Raw genomic sequence first — 14611 nt, forward strand, 5'->3', positions numbered from 1 at the left:
GTACGGGAATGTCGTTTCCCGAAAATTTACCGATTGGGCCTATCGCGGGCCTATGAAATCCATGTCGATGCGCGATCGGACGAGTGAGATGCCGAAGATCGAGCTCCTTAAGGGGGCGGATGACGCGCATCTTTCGCATCGCGTGGCGATAGCCGACTGGCTGGCCGCATTGCCCTATCCGGCGGCGACATTTTCGTTCAAAAATAATAAGTTGTCGATGATGACGAGCAATGTGCCGTTCGGCAATTATTTCAATCCCCGCGGGCCGGGCGAAGCCGAACGATCCCATGTCGCGGAATGGCGCAAGCGCATCGTGCAATGCGTCTTGTCAGGGCGTGATTCGGAAGGTTTCGAATTGCGCCGTGACGGCGTTTTGGGCCCTGAATATTTTTATTGCACGGTGGGCCGCCTGCCCGAAATGGAGGGTGAGTCCAATCTTTTTCTATTCACCGCGCTCGACCGAACCAGCGACCGGACCATCGAGAAGAATTTGCGGCGGGAATTGCTGTCGGACGGCTTGACCGCGCTGCCCAACCGGACCGGCTTTGGCGAGGAAATCGAGGAACGGCTGGCCAATATGCCTTGGCCGGACAATGCGCAGTTCGGGATCATCGCCATCGATCTCAGCCGGTTCAGCCGGGTCAATGAGTCATTGGGACCGATGGCCGGTGACGAATTGCTGATCACGGTCGCCAAGCGATTGAAGTCGAGCCTGCGGCAGGGCGATGTGCTGGCGCGCATTGGGGGCAATGATTTTGCAATTTTTGCTCGCTTGAACAATGGCCTATCGGATGCTCTTCATATCGTTCAGCGCATTCGCGATGCGCTTAGCTATCCGATCAGGCTGAGCGATCTGCAAATCCGGGTCGATTGCGCGATCGGCTGCGCCTTGTCGACCAACCTGACCGAAGACCCCGAAGATGTGGTCCGCAAGGCGCAGGCGGCGGTGAAAATCGCCAAGCGCAGCGGCAAGGTTGAAATCTACCGAAACGGCGTACTCAAGGAGGCGCAGCGGCGCTTTTCCATAGAGAGCCGTCTGCGCGATGCGCTGGCCCAGGGCGGGTTGACCCTGGCCTTCCAGCCGCTCATTCATTTGCAGACCGGAGAAATTACCGGCTTCGAGGCATTGGCCCGGTGGGAGGATGAAGAACTGGGCCATGTCTCACCCACTGAGTTCATCGCCGTGGCGGAGGAAAGCGGGCTGATCACGCCGTTGGGGCGTTGGGCAGCCTATGAGGCGGCGCAGGCAATCAGCCGTTGGGACGCGAAATTCGGCCAGCCGCTGCCGGTGGGCGTCAATGTGAACCTTTCGCCCATTCAAATGGCGCGGGACGATGTCGCTTCCATGTTCGAGGAAGCGCTGCGCTATTCGGGCATTTCGGGCAATCGGCTGACCGCGGAACTGACAGAGAGCGCCATCGTGGCCGATCCGGAAAAGGCGCGGAAGCTGCTTTTCGCGCTCAAGGATCTCCACATGCCGATCGCCATGGACGATTTTGGCACGGGCTATTCGAACCTGGCGAGCCTGCACAGCCTGCCGATCGATATTTTGAAGATCGATCGCAGCTTCGTGACCTCCATGCTGGAGGACCGCGACAAGGAAATCATGGTTCGCACCATCCTGTCGCTGGCCGAATCGCTGGGCCTGCATGTGACCGCCGAAGGGATCGAGACGCAAGAACTGGCCCATGCGTTGCAGAATCTGGGCTGCTGGCAGGGGCAGGGCTATTATTTCGCGCGGCCGATGCCGGAGAGCGAAGCTTTTGATTATTGGCGGGCGCGCTGGAATTTCGAAACGGTCTGATCCGCGATTTCGGCCACGCGGGCGTCATCGGGAAAGCCCTCGGCCACCCAGATCTTCTGAACCTCCGCCAGCGCCTTGGCCACATCTGGGCCGGGTTGCAGGCCGCGCGCGATGAGCGCGCCGCCGCCTAGCGGCAATCGGGGCGGGGTCCAGTCCATGAGCGTCGCTATGCCGTCGAGCGGCGCTTCGGGATCGATCAGGAGGCGATCGATCGCCCCTTCAATGCCGATCTGAAAGGCGAGGGTGCGGGGTGCCGCGCTGGTGGCGCTTCCGTCAAGCGCGGTCATGAGCCGCTTGCGGGCCTTGTTGGACAATTTGAGCCGGGCGCCGACCTGATCGGCTATGCGCGGATCGGGAGGGAGAAGGGCGGCCAGACGGCGCATCGCCGAAGGGCTGGTGCCCGAAGCGGATTCGCGCTCGATCAGCGTGGACAGGCGAGCGAGCCCGCTTCCATCGATCTCGGGAATGACCGGCAGCAATATGCCACCCTCGATCATGAGTTGAAGCGAGGCAAGGGGCCGGGGAATGGCGAGCAATTTGAGCAACTCGTCCGCGATCCGCTCTCGCGAAAGCGCCATCAGGCTGTTGGCGGCGGCACGGCAGGCGGTATAGGCCTCTTCGTCCGGTTCATCTTGACCGAAGCGGGCGAGGAAACGGAAATAGCGCAGGATGCGGAGATGGTCCTCTGCGATCCGGGCGTTGGCATCCCCGATGAAGCGGACGCGGTGCGCCTTCAAGTCAGCCACGCCGCCGAAGAAATCCGTGATTTCGTGGGTGAGGGGATCGGCATAGAGGGCGTTGATGGTGAAATCGCGCCGGGCGGCGTCTTCGCGCCAGTCGTCGGTATAGGCGATGGTGGCGCGGCGGCCATCCGTGCTGACGTCGCGGCGCAGAGTCGTGATCTCGACCGGCCAGCTATTGATGACGGCGGTGATCGTTCCGTGATCTATGCCGGTGGGCACGGCCTTGATCCCGGCGGCTTTCAGCCGGTCGATAACGCCCTTGGGTTCGATGACGGTCGCGATGTCCAGATCGCTTACCGGCAGGCCGAGCAGCCCATCCCGCACCGCGCCGCCGACGAAGCGGGCAAGGCCTTGTTCGCTCCCCAGAGCCTTCAGCAGCGCGTCCAGGCCGGGCCGATGGCGCCAGTCGGCGTCAGGCAACAGGCTGGTCATGGCCGAGCCTTCGCGAAAGATTGGCGAGGATGGCGGCGGTAATCCCCCAGATGCGGCGTCCTTCCCACATTATTTCGTAATAATGCCGTTCAACACCCTGAAATTCTATTGATTTCTTGATTCGATTGGAGGGATCAAGGGCGAAGGAGAGCGGAAGTTCGAACAATTCCGCGACCTCCGTCTCTTGGGGGAAAAGCGGGAGATCTGGCGGGATCACGCCGAGCACCGGGATAATATCGAAGCCAGTAAAGGTGTGATAGCGATCCGACGTGCCGATGATGTCCACCATATGCGGGACGAGGCCGATTTCCTCCTGCGCCTCACGCAAGGCGCCCGCGATTTCGTCTGCATCATCGTCATCGACGCGTCCGCCGGGGAAAGCGACCTGTCCCGCATGTTTGCGCAATCGGGCCGAACGCTGGGTCAGAATGAGGCCGGGTTCGGGGCGGTCGGTAATGGCGACCAGCACGGCAGCGGGGGCCAGGATGAGGTCGCCCTCTATGCGCGGGTCGCGGGTATCGGATAGCAACAGGCCGACTTCGCGCTCATGCCCTTCCTTCAAGGCGGCGCGCAACCGCTCCGCCAGGGTCATGCCGATCCGTCCAGCGCGAAGAAGGCGCCGTTGCTCCACAGGCCGATGGGGTCGGCGCCTTCGTCCAGCGCGAGGTTCATCAACTCATAATAGACGCTGCGGGCGATGAGCGCCTCCAGCCCGCCGCGCACATGCAGATAGGGATGGGGGCCGTCCGGCGTCTCACGCAGGATGAGGGCGTTGTCCGGACCGGCGGCGACCAGATCGCCGGTGTTGAGCCGGAAGGCCAGGCTGCGCTCCCGGCCTTCGCCTTCGGTCTTGAGTTCGACGGCGATGAAGGGCGCGTGCTCCACCTCGATCGACAGCTTTTCGACCGGCGTGACGAGGACGTAGCTGCCATCGGCTTCTCGGCGCAGGATGGTCGAGAAGAGGCGGACCATGGCTTCGCGGCCGATGGGCGAGCCTTGGTGGAACCATGTGCCGTCGCGGGCGATGCGCATGTCGCTGTCGCCGCAATGATCGGGATTCCATTTTTCCACGGGCGGCAGGCGCTTTTCCGCAAGCAGATGCGCAATGTCGGTCAGGGACAGGCTGGCAAGATCAGGAGGCGGTTCCATCGGCATAGGGTCGAGATAGGAGCGCGCGCGTCCGAAGGCAAAAGGGAAATTTCAGGCCTGAACCGTGATCCGCGGGCTGAGCATGCCCCTGCCGTCAATGGGGCGCCCGTCGACGGAGAGCGCCAGCAGGCGGCGCGCCTCGAATGGGCCGGGGCAATCCCAGCCGCTGGTGCCTTCCGCAGAAAAGCCCCAGAAGCGGCCATAATATTCGGGATCACCGATCATCATCAGCGGGTCGCTGCGATGGGCGCGGGCGGCGGTGACGACGGTATCCATCATCGCGCGGCCATGGCCGGTGCCTTGGGCGGACGGGTCGACGGCGACGGGCCCGACCATGATGAGCGGCGTCTGGCTGCCGTCGTCATGAGTGAGGGCGACGGGCCAGCTTTGCAGCGATCCGATGAGCCTGCCCTTCTCATCCTCGATCCCGAAGGACAGTTCGGGCAGCCAGGGCATGCCGTCGCGAATCAGATAGGCGGTGCGGCCGTGCCGGTCAGGGCCGAAGGCGGCATCGAGCAGATGCTCGATCACTTCCTGCGACATGATGTTGAGGGGCACTATCACAGACACGTCTTGCCGATCCGTTCTCAATGGCGCATGGACGCGCCGAGAGCGGCGGGCTTTAGCGCGTGGCTCGCAAAATAAAAGTCTAAACTGGCCCCCGCCCGCAGCAGGCTATATCTGCCGCAGGGACCGGCCGAATGTGGCGAGCTATGAGCAGCGGATTTGACGATTTTCTGACCTTGGAGGTCAATCATCTGGATGTGGATGTCCTGACCGGCATCTATTCCGAAGAGACGCACCTGCCGCAGCCGCTGCGCATCTCGATCCGGGCGAAGCTGAAGATCGCGGATCATTATGAGTCCGATACGCCGCTGTCCCGGTCCAAAAATTATATGGACCTGAAACATGCCGCGACCACGGCGCTGCCGGAAGGGCAGCATTTCACGCTGATAGAGGCGGTGGCGGATCATATCATCGAGACGATCTTTCTTCAGGACGACAAGGTGACGCATGTCGAGGTGAAGATCGTGAAACTCGCCCTTAGCGAGAAGGGCGAGGAGATCGGGATTACCATGGGACGCGGGCGGAGGTAGTTTTCTTCGTGATCCTGTCCGCATAGGCCATGCTGAAGCTCAGCTCTTACCCCTTGATCAGCCCGATTTCCCGCAATCGCTCCGTCAGATAGTCATGCGCAGTGATCGGCGGATCGCGCCGAAGATTCTCCGCGTCCACGCATTGCGGCAGAGCGTCGATCAGGAAATCCGGCCGCAGGTGCATGAAGAAGGGCATGGAATAACGCGAAAAGCCGCGGCGTTCCGGTGGCGGATTGACGACGCGGTGGCTGGTCGAGGGCAAATGATAGTTGGTCAGCCGCTGGAGCATATCGCCCACATTGATGGCCAGCGCACCCGGCGGCGGCACCACAGGTAGCCAGTTGCCGTTGCGATCCTTGAGTTCAAGTCCGCCTTCCTCAGCGCCCAGCAGCAGGGTGATGAGATTGATATCCTCATGCGCCCCGGCGCGGATGCCGGGGGCTTCCGGCGATACGGGCGGATAATGAAGCAGGCGCAGGATCGAATTGCCGTTCTCGATCGGTTTGTCGAACCAGCGCTCCTCCAGGCCCAGATAGAGGGCGATGGCGGAAAGCAGTTCGGCGCCAACGCGGTCGAACTCGGCATAGAGCTGCGCAAAAGTCTCTTGAAATTCGGGCAGCTCGTCCGGCCAGACATTGGGCGGCATGGTTTGCGCCAACGGATCGTCTTTGGGCAGGTCGCGGCCGACATGCCAGAATTCCTTGAGGTCGTTCTCGCTCGCGCCCTTGGCGATTTCCACGCCGAAAGCCGTGTAGCCGCGCTGGCCGCCATTATATTTGGCGTCGTAGCGGCGCTTCGCCTCTTCGGGCAGCGCGAAAAACTGACGAGCCAACGCCCAACCCTTGTCGATCAGCGTCTGGTCCATGCCGTGGTCCTTCACCATGGCAAAGCCGAAGCGCTGGAAGGAGCCACCGAAAGCGGCGGCAAAGTCGGCCTTGGTCATATGGCCCAGGGACAGGACAGGCACTTGTTCCAGCACCGATTGCGACACTTTTAGTCTCCGAAAACAACATGATCGGCCCGGCGCACCGTCCGGGCGCCACGTGGCCATGCACACATCCTTGATCGTCCTTGGCGGCTGATGCAAGGAGGAGCCATGAACTACTGGCTGATGAAATCCGAACCCGATGTCTTTTCCTATGACGATCTGGTCGAAAAGGGAAAAGCGGAATGGGACGGCGTGCGCAATTATGCCGCCCAGAACAATATGAAGGCGATGAGGAAGGGCGACCTGTCGATCTTCTATCACAGCAATATCGGCATCGAGGCGGTCGGCATCATGGAAATTGTCGAGGAAGCTGCGCCCGACAGCACCGACGACAGCGGCAAGTGGATCGCCGTCCATGTGGGACCGAAGGAAAAGTTCGACAAGCCGGTGACGTTGAAGACCATGAAGGCCGATCCGGCGCTGGCCGACATGGCGATGATCCGCCAATCGCGCCTGTCCGTTTCCCCGCTGACGGAGGCGGAGTTCAAGCATATCATCAGTTTATCAAAGGCTTGAGAAAGCGGTTGCGGGAAATGCAATCGTTTCGCCTTTGTTTGCGATTGAGCTTTTGCCGCACTGCACCATAAATTGACGCCAACAGAAAAGAATATTCCAGAGGTGTTTGATCGGCATTCACAAGGAGTTTACCCATGCGAATGCTGTCCAAGTTTGTCCTTTCCGCCCTGTTCGCCCTTGGTGCCGCCAACGCTCCGGTCCATGCCGAAGATGCTGCCAAGCAGAAGTTCACGCACGAGGGTTACACCTATGTGTATGACGTCAAGGACACCAAGACCGGCAAGGTGATTTCGGGTCGTCGTTATCCCGACGCCGTTGCCTTCAATCTGTCTGTCAAGAACGGCCGCGTTTCGGGCGTTTCGGGCGGTCAGGCCGTTGCGTTCAAGGTTGAAGACGCTCGCGGCGCTGCTGCCGAATAGGCGTTTCGAAGCTGATCGATCAAAAAGGGCGGCTCCCCATCGGGAAGCCGCCCTTTTTCATATTTTAGCGGCAGCGACGCTTGCTGTCGATTTCCTTGCCGAGCAGCGCGCCGCCCGCGGCGCCCAGGATCGTGCCGGTGGCGCGATCGCCACGAGTGTCGATCGCGCGGCCGACCAGTGCACCGCCGACGCCGCCGACGATCAGGCCGGTCGTGCCGTTGGACTTGCGGCAATAGGTGCGACCGTCCCGGCCGCGCCATTCGCGATACTCATAATGACGGCGGGCATTCGCGCCATCCGTCGGGACGGCCATCGAAACAGGAATGGCCAGCGAAACGGCGGCCAGGGCCATAAGGGCTTTACGCATTTTATCTCCTCCAAAAGGCGTGCTTTGGTCGTTCAACTCACCCATATTGATCGAGGTTGCATGAACCTGCGACAACGGCACATCATATTGTTTTTTCAAGAATAAAATTTAAGGTAAAGTGATGAACGGATGCGACGAAGCGGCGGCGAAGGCGCTGATCCAGTCTCTTGGCCTGTTGCCTCATCCCGAAGGAGGATGGTTTCGGGAAAGCTGGCGGGCGGCGGCCAAGCCGGGCGAGCGGGCTGCGGGTACGGCAATCTATTTCCTGTTGGAAGCGCATCAGCGTTCGCATTGGCATAGGGTCGATGCCGATGAACATTGGTTCTGGCATGCCGGGGCGCCGCTGACCTTTTCCATCGCTCCGGAGGACGGGCCGGTAAGGGATTGGCTGCTGGGCGGCGATGTGCTGGCGGGGCAGCAGCCCCAAGGGTTGGTTCCGGCGCATCATTGGCAGGCGGCCCGGCCCATGGGCGGCTGGACATTGGTGAGTTGCACCGTGGTTCCAGGCTTTGAATTTTCGGGCTTTACCCTGGCGCCCGAAGGGTGGTCGCCGGGCGGCTGAATCGCCATGAAAAAATTATCCACATTTATCCACAGCTTTAGGGGCAATCCGTCTTCTAGGTGCAAGATTCCGCTTTGAACGACTCGCTTTTGGTGAGAGCATCTTCTTATCGGAAAGGACGGGAGACAGAGGAATCTGAATGCCAAAGTCAGTGAGAAATCAGTGACTTGAAGGACTTTTCGAGCGTCGGGAAAGAAGCATGGACCGGAAGGAAAATGTGGAAAGCCGATGGTTCTCAATAGACGATGCTGTGCACGCGCGTGAGTGAACGTCGGGTATCGAATAAAGAGAACAGGCTGCGCGAGAACGGCCGACCGGCCGGGCAAACGGAGCCGACACGATAGGAAAACCTTGGAGGCAGACCTATCGCGCGCCGAGTCCGATGATCGCATCTTGAAAGAGAAGCGGATCGAGAGACACGACGGAAGTGGGGACCGGCAGAAATGTCGGCCCCCATTTTGCGTTGGGGGGCATCGGGATTTGCTCAGGCCCGGTATCGCAAGATCCAGAGACCGGCCAAAAATGACATGCCCAGCCAGAACAGGATGATCAGCGCCATCGCGGTCCGGCTTTTCGGGCGGTCCGCTTTGCTGCGCGCCTGGAGACGGAATTCGGCCATCAGCGCGGGCGGGATGAGACGGATCGCCAGGGCTATGCCCAAGGGAAGGATGATCAGGTCGTCCAGATAGCCCAGGACCGGGATGAAGTCCGGAATGAGGTCGATCGGGCTGAGCGCGAAGCCGGCGACGCTGGCTGCCACCAGCTTGGCGATAAAAGGCGTGCGACTGTCGCGGGCGGCAAGCCACAGGGCGATGATGTCGACCTTCAGCGCGCTGGCCCAGCTTTTTAGACGTTGAAATGCCATCTGCCGATTTTAGGTGCAAAGGACCGTGCCGCAAGGGCACTGGCCGATATGGTGCCGGATGAGGGGATCGAACCCCCGACCTTCGGTTTACAAAACCGCTGCACTACCGCTGTGCTAATCCGGCCCATCGTTCTGACGGGGAGCGCCTTACTATCAGATGATGCCGAACGTCCAGCCCTCTGTTGCTGCGATTTTTTCGTCGAGGTGCGCGGGTGTCCACAGGCTCGGGCGGGGCGCCGCGCGACGGAGCCAAGCGGCGGTGAGGATCGCGTCGGCGCCGTGATCGTCCGGGGGCGGGCCTTCATGCGGCTGCGATTCGACGGCGAGCAGCGCGTCGTTCAGCGCGGCGAGGCTTCGCATCTTGGCCTTGCCCTTGGGACGCCCGGCGGCGCGCGCGGCTATGCTGGTGTAGATTTCAATGACCAGCGAGCCATTTTGAGGCGGCGGGTCGAACGGCCAGACCGGGACATGGGCGTGGACATGGTGGAGCAGGCGCATGCCTGCAAAGCTCGCCTTGGCGACCTGCGCCGCGCCGATGGCGTCGTAGACCGTGGAGGGCTTGCCTCCGCCCCGCACGTTATAATGCGCTTCGCAGGCGCGGTTGTGCATATAGTCGGCCTTGATGCCATCGGCCTTGCCGAAATAGAAATGGCGGCGGTGGGTGCGTTCGAGCAGGCTGGCGGCGCCCAGATCCTCATCATCGCAGACACTGTCGACATAGGCCCAGAAGGCGGGGCCGGTGATGGGGACTGGATCGCCGGGCAGATAGCTTTGGCGGGCGATATAGGGCGGAGCGAAGCTGAAATCGAAGCCGAAGAGGGTGGGCGCTTCGCTGGCCGTTCGGATGAGCCATGCCGCCACGGCCTGACGCGACCAGAAGCCGCCGCCTTCGGGATGCTGGAGCAGGGGAACCTCGTCGCCCGCTTCGCAGAGGGCGATGGCTATGCCCTTGTGGCGGGCACCTTTGGCCCCGGACCAGTCGATGACGGCATAGCGGGCAAAACTGGGCGTCATTGCTGACGGCGTTCGGCTCTCAAGCGGTCCCAATAGGCCAAACGCTCTGCAATGCGCGCTTCGAATCCGCGTTCGGTGGGGGCGTAGAAGCTTTGGGGCTGCATTTCTTCCGGCCAATAATTGTCGCCGGAAAAGCCGTCCGCCGCGTCATGGTCATAGTGATAGCCTTGGCCATAGCCGATGGTCTTCATAAGCTTCGTTGGTGCGTTCAGGATATTTTGCGGCGGCATCAGCGAGCCGGTTTCGCGGGCGGACTTCCAGGCGGACTTCATGGCGCTGTAAGCGGCGTTGGATTTGGGCGCGGTGGCGCAATAGAGACAGGCCTGGACGATGGCGAGTTCGCCTTCCGGGGAACCGAGGAACTCATAACTGTCCTTGGCGGCCAGGCACTGGACGACGGCCTGCGGGTCGGCAAGGCTGATATCCTCCACGGCGAAGCGGACGAGGCGGCGCAGGACGTAGAGCGGTTCCTCGCCTGCGGTCAGCATGCGGGCGAGATAATAGAGCGCGGCTTGCGGGTCGGAGCCGCGCAGGCTTTTGTGCAGCGCGGAGATCAGGTTGTAATGGCCCTCGCGGTCCTTGTCATAGACGGCGACGCGGCGGTGGAGCAGGGCGGAAAGGCCCGCCGGATCGAGCGGCTCTGGTATGTCAATGGAATAAAGGGTTTCGACCTGGTTGAGCAGGAAGCGTCCGTCACCGTCGGCGCTGGCCAGCAGGGCATCCCGGGCGGCCGGATCGAGCGGGAGCGGGCGGCCGGTCAGGGCCACGGCGCGGTCGAGCAATTGTTCCAGAGCGCTGGCGTCCAACCGGCGTAGGATCAGCACTTGCGCGCGGGAAAGAAGCGCGGCGTTAAGTTCGAAGCTAGGGTTCTCCGTGGTCGCGCCGACCAGGGTGACGGTGCCGTCCTCCACGAAGGGGAGGAAGCCGTCCTGCTGCGCGCGGTTGAAGCGGTGGATTTCGTCCACGAAGAGCAAGGTTTTTTCGCCGCGCCGGGCATATTCCTTCGCTGCGGCGAAGACCTTCTTGAGATCCGCAACACCGGAAAAGACGGCGGAGATCGGCTCGAAGCGCATGCCGACAGCGTCCGCGAGCAGGCGGGAGATGGTGGTCTTGCCCGTGCCCGGCGGTCCCCACAGGATGATCGAGGAAAGGCGGCCAGCAGCAACCATGCGGCCGATCGCACCCTCAGGGCCGGTCAGATGATCCTGCCCCACCACATCGGCCAGGGTGCGGGGACGCAGCTTGTCCGCCAACGGGGCGTCGGCCGGAGTCGCGGTAGGGAGGTCGTCGGGAGTGAAAAGGTCAGCCATCGCCCTCGATATAGGAAGGCTTTGGCTTTCAGGAAATGAGTTTGATCAGGGAGCGCTTCTGATCAGGGAACTGGGCTCGACCTTACCAATGCGCCATGTTCGCGCTGGCGGATGACCCGGACATAGGTATCGACCAGCGCCTGGTTCACCTGATCCCAGCCATAGCGCTCCGCTTCGGCCATGGCGGCTGCGCCAGCGGCGGAGCGAATGGCGGGATCGGTGCAATAGGCGGTCAGCGCATCGGCAAAGGCGGTGATCGCGCCGGGTCGGATCAGGCGGCCGGTGACGCCTTCGGTGACCAGGCTCTCGCTGCCGGTGGCGCGGGCGGCGACGGTGGGCAGGCCACAGGCCATCGCCTCCAGCGTCACATTGCCGAAGGTTTCAGTGACGCTGGGGTTGAACAACATGTCCATGCTGGCGACTGCGCGGCCAAGGTCCGGGCCTTTCTGAAAGCCGGTGAAGACGGCGTCGGGCAGGCGGTTGGCGAACCATTCGCGGGCCGGGCCTTCCCCGACGACCAGCACCTTATGGCGCACATTCTTCGCCGCCAGATGGTCGATCGTGTCGGAAAAGACGTCGAGACCTTTTTCCATCACCAGCCTGCCGATGAAGCCGATCACGGGTTCGTCGCCTGCTATGCCAAGCGACTGGCGCCAAGCAGTGTCACGGCGGCCGGGGTTGAAGATTTCCCGGTCGATGCCGCGGGTCCAGATGCCGACATCATAGCTCATCCGCTGTTCGCGCAGCAGTTGCGCCATCGATTCGGACGGCGCGACGATGGCGTCGCAGCGGCGATAGAAGCGGCGCAGGATCGATTCGATCAGCGGCTCCAGAAAGGCGAGGCCATAATAGCGCGGATAGGTTTCGAAGCGGGTATGGACCGATGCGACGGCGGGCAGGCCGCGCGCGCGCGCCCAACTGATTGCGCGGTGACCGAGCGGGTCGGGACTGGAGACATGCACCAGATTGGGGGCGAAGCGCTTGAGATCGCGGCGGACGGCGCCCGAAAGACGATAGGGAATCCGATATTCGCTGCGCCCCGGCACCGGTACGGAAGGCGTGCTGACCAGGTCGCCCGCAGGGTCGAAGGCCGGAGTATCGGTCGTGGGCGAATAGACGCGCACCGCCGCCCCCTGCCGCAGCAAATAGCCTACGAAGCGGTTGAGCGCCTGGTTCGCGCCGTCTCGCACATAATTATAATTGCCGCTGAAAAGCGCGACGCGAAGCCCCTTAACATCCATCCGCCGCCCTTAACGCAGACAATCGCAAAACCCAAGGGAACCACGACGCCATTTGGGATTTTTGCATGCCGGCAGCAGTGATGCCCGGCCGGCGCGGTTGTTCCCTATAGGAGAGAATGCTTGATGACCGAAAGCTTTCGCAAAGGAGCGAGGGTCAAGTGGAATTGGGGGCAGGGCGTCGGCCGCGGGAGAATATCCGAGCGGTTTGAACGGCATGTCGAACGCAAGATTGAAGGCGCCGTCATCCGCCGCAACGGGTCCAGCCGTAACCCGGCCTATCTGGTGACGACAGACAGCGGCAGCGAAGTGCTGAAATTGGGGTCGGAGCTTTCCCCGGCCTGAGGCCTTTTCCTGTCGACCGGCCTTTCCCCGCCGACGGCTTCCGTGCCAAGAAAAGCCATGACCGCGCTTTCCATGACCATCGACGCGCTGCTGACCGGCAAGCCCGTTCCTTTCCGGGATGGCGAATATAGTGCCATTGCGAAGACGCCGGTGACAGGCGCCGTGCGGATCGGCTGGCTCGGCCTTGAGGGTGACGGGGTAGCCGATACGCTGCATCATGGTGGCTGGGACAAGGCGATCCATCTCTATCCGCAGGACCATTATGACTGGTGGCGCGACCTGAAGCCGGGACATCCTCTGCTCGACGGGCCAGGCGCCTTTGGCGAGAATATCGCGTCGCATGGGATGACCGAGGCGGAAATCTGCCTGGGCGATCGCTTCACCCTAGGCAGCGCCGTGGTGGAGGTGAGCCATGGGCGGCAACCCTGCTGGAAGCTCGACCACCGTTTCGGTGCGCGGGACGTGATGGCGACCATCGTGAAGACGGCGCGTTGCGGCATCTACTTCCGGGTTATCCGGGAGGGACAAGCGGAAGCGGGGACGCAGATGGAATTGCTGGAGCGGCCTTTACCGGACTGGCCGATTGCGCGGGTGTTCCGGTTGCTGATCGGTGGTGGACACAAGGCCGAGCCGGACGCGGTGCGGGCGCTGGCGGATATGCCGGTGCTGGCCGAAGCCTGGCGCGAACGGGCGCGGAAATTGGCGTGATGTTAGCGCGGCAAATTTTGGCCAATAACGCACGTTGATAATGTCGTCATCCCACGGAAAGCTGGGATCTCAGGCGATAGGGCACAGCTTAGTCTCACGAGATCCCAGCTTTCGCTGGGATGACGGGAATGATGTCCCACCCATCACAACCGCACCCTCCGGCTCGCTCGCTCCTAACGGAATACCACCGTCTTCCCGCCATTCTGAAGCACCCGCCGGTCCGCCAGCCAGCCTACTGCGCGGGCCAGCACCTGCGCTTCGATGTCCCGCCCGATCCGGATCATATCCTCCGCCGTTGCGCGATGATCGACTCGCTCCACCGCCTGCTCGATGATCGGCCCTTCATCCAGATCGGCGGTCACGAAATGCGCCGTCGCGCCGATCAGTTTGACCCCACGTTCATGCGCCCGGTGATAGGGGCGAGCGCCCTTGAAGCCTGGCAGGAAGCTGTGGTGAATATTGACGCAGCGTCCCGCAAGCGCCTCAACCAGACCTTCCGACAGCACCTGCATGTAGCGCGCCAGGATCAGATATTCCGACTGCGTCCGCTCGAAAATGCCTAGAAGCGCTTTCTCCTGTGCCGCCTTGTCGCCATTGGGCGGCAACTCATGATAGGGGATGCCGTGCCATTCGGTGATCCGGCGCATGTCGGGATGGTTGGACACCACGCCCATGATGTCGACCGCCAGCGTTCCGGTCTGCCAGCGATGCAGCAGGTCCGCCAGGCAATGCGACCCTTTGGACACGGCGATCAGCATGCGCGGCTTTTCCTCCGCCGCCGTCAACCGCCAGTCCATGGCGAAGCGCGTGCCGACATTGGCGAACTCCTGGCGCAGCCGCCCTGTGTCGCCCATGCGCTCGTCGGTCGCCTCGAACGCGACGCGCATGAAGAAGCGGCCTGCTTCCCGGTCGGCATATTGCTGGCTGTCGGTGATGAAGCCGCCGCGCTCCGCCAGGAACTGGCTCACCGCAGCGACAATGCCCACCCGATCGGCACAGGCCAGAGTCAGCACCCAGGATGGAACAACCGGATCAGTCACGCGCATCTCCCCGC

General features: G+C 62.1%; 18 protein-coding genes and 1 tRNA gene. 7 read left to right on the forward strand and 12 right to left on the reverse strand.

Features of this window, described 5'->3' with window-relative positions:
• Window positions 1–52 precede the first annotated feature (52 nt).
• Entirely contained in the window at window positions 53–1804 is a 1752-nt protein-coding gene (locus K426_RS09520; protein ID WP_066556248.1) for a putative bifunctional diguanylate cyclase/phosphodiesterase, read from the forward strand.
• Here K426_RS09520 and K426_RS09525 read toward each other — a convergent pair.
• The 4 genes from K426_RS09525 to K426_RS09540 are packed head-to-tail and all read right to left on the reverse strand — an operon-like array spanning window position 1768 to window position 4698.
• Window positions 1768–2979 carry a CCA tRNA nucleotidyltransferase gene (locus tag K426_RS09525; protein WP_066556249.1) on the reverse strand — a complete coding sequence of 404 codons (1212 nt, stop codon included), beginning with the start codon at window positions 2977–2979 and terminating at the stop codon, window positions 1768–1770. The two genes, K426_RS09520 and K426_RS09525, sit on opposite strands and share 37 nt — an antisense overlap.
• Complete coding sequence (locus K426_RS09530; RefSeq protein ID WP_066556250.1) at window positions 2960–3571, reverse strand: CoA pyrophosphatase; 612 nt, start codon at window positions 3569–3571, stop codon at window positions 2960–2962. The genes K426_RS09525 and K426_RS09530 overlap by 20 nt, the downstream gene beginning before the upstream one ends.
• A complete protein-coding gene (locus tag K426_RS09535; RefSeq protein ID WP_066556251.1) occupies window positions 3568–4134 on the reverse strand; it encodes a DUF1285 domain-containing protein in 567 nt (188 codons plus the stop codon). Before K426_RS09535 ends, K426_RS09530 begins: the two co-directional genes overlap by 4 nt.
• 45 nt (window positions 4135–4179) lie before the next feature.
• Complete coding sequence (locus tag K426_RS09540) at window positions 4180–4698, reverse strand: GNAT family N-acetyltransferase (RefSeq protein WP_066556252.1); 519 nt, start codon at window positions 4696–4698, stop codon at window positions 4180–4182.
• A gap of 143 nt (window positions 4699–4841) precedes the next feature.
• Between K426_RS09540 and K426_RS09545 the strand changes: the two genes are divergently transcribed.
• The gene (locus K426_RS09545; RefSeq protein WP_066556253.1) at window positions 4842–5225 is read left to right on the forward strand and encodes a dihydroneopterin aldolase; all 384 of its coding nucleotides are present in this window, start codon (window positions 4842–4844) and stop codon (window positions 5223–5225) included.
• Window positions 5226–5271: 46 nt separating this feature from the next.
• Here K426_RS09545 and K426_RS09550 read toward each other — a convergent pair whose 3' ends face one another.
• Window positions 5272–6216, reverse strand: a complete 945-nt coding sequence (locus K426_RS09550) for an isopenicillin N synthase family dioxygenase (protein ID WP_066556261.1) — start codon at window positions 6214–6216, stop codon at window positions 5272–5274.
• A gap of 105 nt (window positions 6217–6321) precedes the next feature.
• Between K426_RS09550 and K426_RS09555 the strand changes: the two genes are divergently transcribed.
• Window positions 6322–6729: an EVE domain-containing protein gene (locus tag K426_RS09555; RefSeq protein ID WP_066556268.1), complete on the forward strand. Its 408-nt coding sequence runs from the start codon at window positions 6322–6324 to the stop codon at window positions 6727–6729.
• Between the two features lie 134 nt (window positions 6730–6863).
• Window positions 6864–7148 (forward strand): hypothetical protein, encoded by a 285-nt coding sequence (locus tag K426_RS09560; RefSeq protein WP_237230007.1) that lies wholly within the window; start codon window positions 6864–6866, stop codon window positions 7146–7148.
• Window positions 7149–7212: 64 nt separating this feature from the next.
• Here the strand turns inward: K426_RS09560 and K426_RS09565 are convergent, their stop codons facing one another.
• Window positions 7213–7515: a glycine zipper 2TM domain-containing protein gene (locus tag K426_RS09565; RefSeq protein WP_066561591.1), complete on the reverse strand. Its 303-nt coding sequence runs from the start codon at window positions 7513–7515 to the stop codon at window positions 7213–7215.
• A gap of 121 nt (window positions 7516–7636) precedes the next feature.
• Here K426_RS09565 and K426_RS09570 point away from each other — a divergent pair, with 121 nt between their 5' ends.
• Entirely contained in the window at window positions 7637–8077 is a 441-nt protein-coding gene (locus tag K426_RS09570) for a cupin domain-containing protein (protein ID WP_066556272.1), read from the forward strand.
• A 484-nt stretch (window positions 8078–8561) separates the two neighbouring features.
• Here the strand turns inward: K426_RS09570 and K426_RS09575 are convergent, their stop codons facing one another.
• The 5 genes from K426_RS09575 to K426_RS09595 form a co-directional block, all read right to left on the reverse strand.
• A complete protein-coding gene (locus K426_RS09575) occupies window positions 8562–8942 on the reverse strand; it encodes a YkvA family protein (protein WP_066556274.1) in 381 nt (126 codons plus the stop codon).
• 49 nt (window positions 8943–8991) lie between these two features.
• Window positions 8992–9066 (reverse strand) — tRNA-Thr (locus K426_RS09580).
• 29 nt (window positions 9067–9095) lie between these two features.
• The gene (locus K426_RS09585; protein WP_066556276.1) at window positions 9096–9956 is read right to left on the reverse strand and encodes a hypothetical protein; all 861 of its coding nucleotides are present in this window, start codon (window positions 9954–9956) and stop codon (window positions 9096–9098) included.
• Window positions 9953–11266 (reverse strand): replication-associated recombination protein A, encoded by a 1314-nt coding sequence (locus K426_RS09590; protein WP_066556278.1) that lies wholly within the window; start codon window positions 11264–11266, stop codon window positions 9953–9955. Before K426_RS09590 ends, K426_RS09585 begins: the two co-directional genes overlap by 4 nt.
• A gap of 62 nt (window positions 11267–11328) precedes the next feature.
• Window positions 11329–12507, reverse strand: a complete 1179-nt coding sequence (locus K426_RS09595; RefSeq protein WP_066556280.1) for a glycosyltransferase family 4 protein — start codon at window positions 12505–12507, stop codon at window positions 11329–11331.
• Window positions 12508–12630: 123 nt separating this feature from the next.
• On the opposite strand from K426_RS09595, the gene K426_RS09600 reads away from it, so the two are divergent.
• Together K426_RS09600 and K426_RS09605 are read left to right on the forward strand one after the other, a co-directional pair.
• On the forward strand, window positions 12631–12849 hold the full coding sequence (locus K426_RS09600; RefSeq protein ID WP_066556281.1) for a DUF2945 domain-containing protein: 219 nt from the start codon (window positions 12631–12633) through the stop codon (window positions 12847–12849).
• A 57-nt stretch (window positions 12850–12906) separates the two neighbouring features.
• Window positions 12907–13557 carry an MOSC domain-containing protein gene (locus K426_RS09605; protein ID WP_066556283.1) on the forward strand — a complete coding sequence of 217 codons (651 nt, stop codon included), beginning with the start codon at window positions 12907–12909 and terminating at the stop codon, window positions 13555–13557.
• Window positions 13558–13730: 173 nt separating this feature from the next.
• Here the strand turns inward: K426_RS09605 and purU are convergent, their stop codons facing one another.
• Window positions 13731–14603: a formyltetrahydrofolate deformylase gene (gene purU / locus K426_RS09610; protein ID WP_176392425.1), complete on the reverse strand. Its 873-nt coding sequence runs from the start codon at window positions 14601–14603 to the stop codon at window positions 13731–13733.
• Window positions 14604–14611: the final 8 nt, after the last annotated feature.

The organism is Sphingobium sp. TKS (assembly GCF_001563265.1).
Lineage (GTDB): Bacteria > Pseudomonadota > Alphaproteobacteria > Sphingomonadales > Sphingomonadaceae > Sphingobium.

Coding starts and splice junctions, on each gene's coding strand:
- K426_RS09595 (WP_066556280.1), bottom strand. CDS start 12,507: ATGGATGTTAAGGGGCTTCGCGTCGCGCTTTTCAGCGGCAATTATAAT.
- purU (WP_176392425.1), bottom strand. CDS start 14,603: ATGCGCGTGACTGATCCGGTTGTTCCATCCTGGGTGCTGACTCTGGCC.
- K426_RS09600 (WP_066556281.1), top strand. CDS start 12,631: ATGACCGAAAGCTTTCGCAAAGGAGCGAGGGTCAAGTGGAATTGGGGG.
- K426_RS09525 (WP_066556249.1), bottom strand. CDS start 2,979: ATGACCAGCCTGTTGCCTGACGCCGACTGGCGCCATCGGCCCGGCCTG.
- K426_RS09565 (WP_066561591.1), bottom strand. CDS start 7,515: ATGCGTAAAGCCCTTATGGCCCTGGCCGCCGTTTCGCTGGCCATTCCT.
- K426_RS09605 (WP_066556283.1), top strand. CDS start 12,907: ATGACCGCGCTTTCCATGACCATCGACGCGCTGCTGACCGGCAAGCCC.
- K426_RS09545 (WP_066556253.1), top strand. CDS start 4,842: ATGAGCAGCGGATTTGACGATTTTCTGACCTTGGAGGTCAATCATCTG.
- K426_RS09520 (WP_066556248.1), top strand. CDS start 53: ATGAAATCCATGTCGATGCGCGATCGGACGAGTGAGATGCCGAAGATC.
- K426_RS09535 (WP_066556251.1), bottom strand. CDS start 4,134: ATGCCGATGGAACCGCCTCCTGATCTTGCCAGCCTGTCCCTGACCGAC.
- K426_RS09560 (WP_237230007.1), top strand. CDS start 6,864: ATGCGAATGCTGTCCAAGTTTGTCCTTTCCGCCCTGTTCGCCCTTGGT.
- K426_RS09555 (WP_066556268.1), top strand. CDS start 6,322: ATGAACTACTGGCTGATGAAATCCGAACCCGATGTCTTTTCCTATGAC.
- K426_RS09590 (WP_066556278.1), bottom strand. CDS start 11,266: ATGGCTGACCTTTTCACTCCCGACGACCTCCCTACCGCGACTCCGGCC.
- K426_RS09530 (WP_066556250.1), bottom strand. CDS start 3,571: ATGACCCTGGCGGAGCGGTTGCGCGCCGCCTTGAAGGAAGGGCATGAG.
- K426_RS09575 (WP_066556274.1), bottom strand. CDS start 8,942: ATGGCATTTCAACGTCTAAAAAGCTGGGCCAGCGCGCTGAAGGTCGAC.
- K426_RS09585 (WP_066556276.1), bottom strand. CDS start 9,956: ATGACGCCCAGTTTTGCCCGCTATGCCGTCATCGACTGGTCCGGGGCC.
- K426_RS09570 (WP_066556272.1), top strand. CDS start 7,637: ATGAACGGATGCGACGAAGCGGCGGCGAAGGCGCTGATCCAGTCTCTT.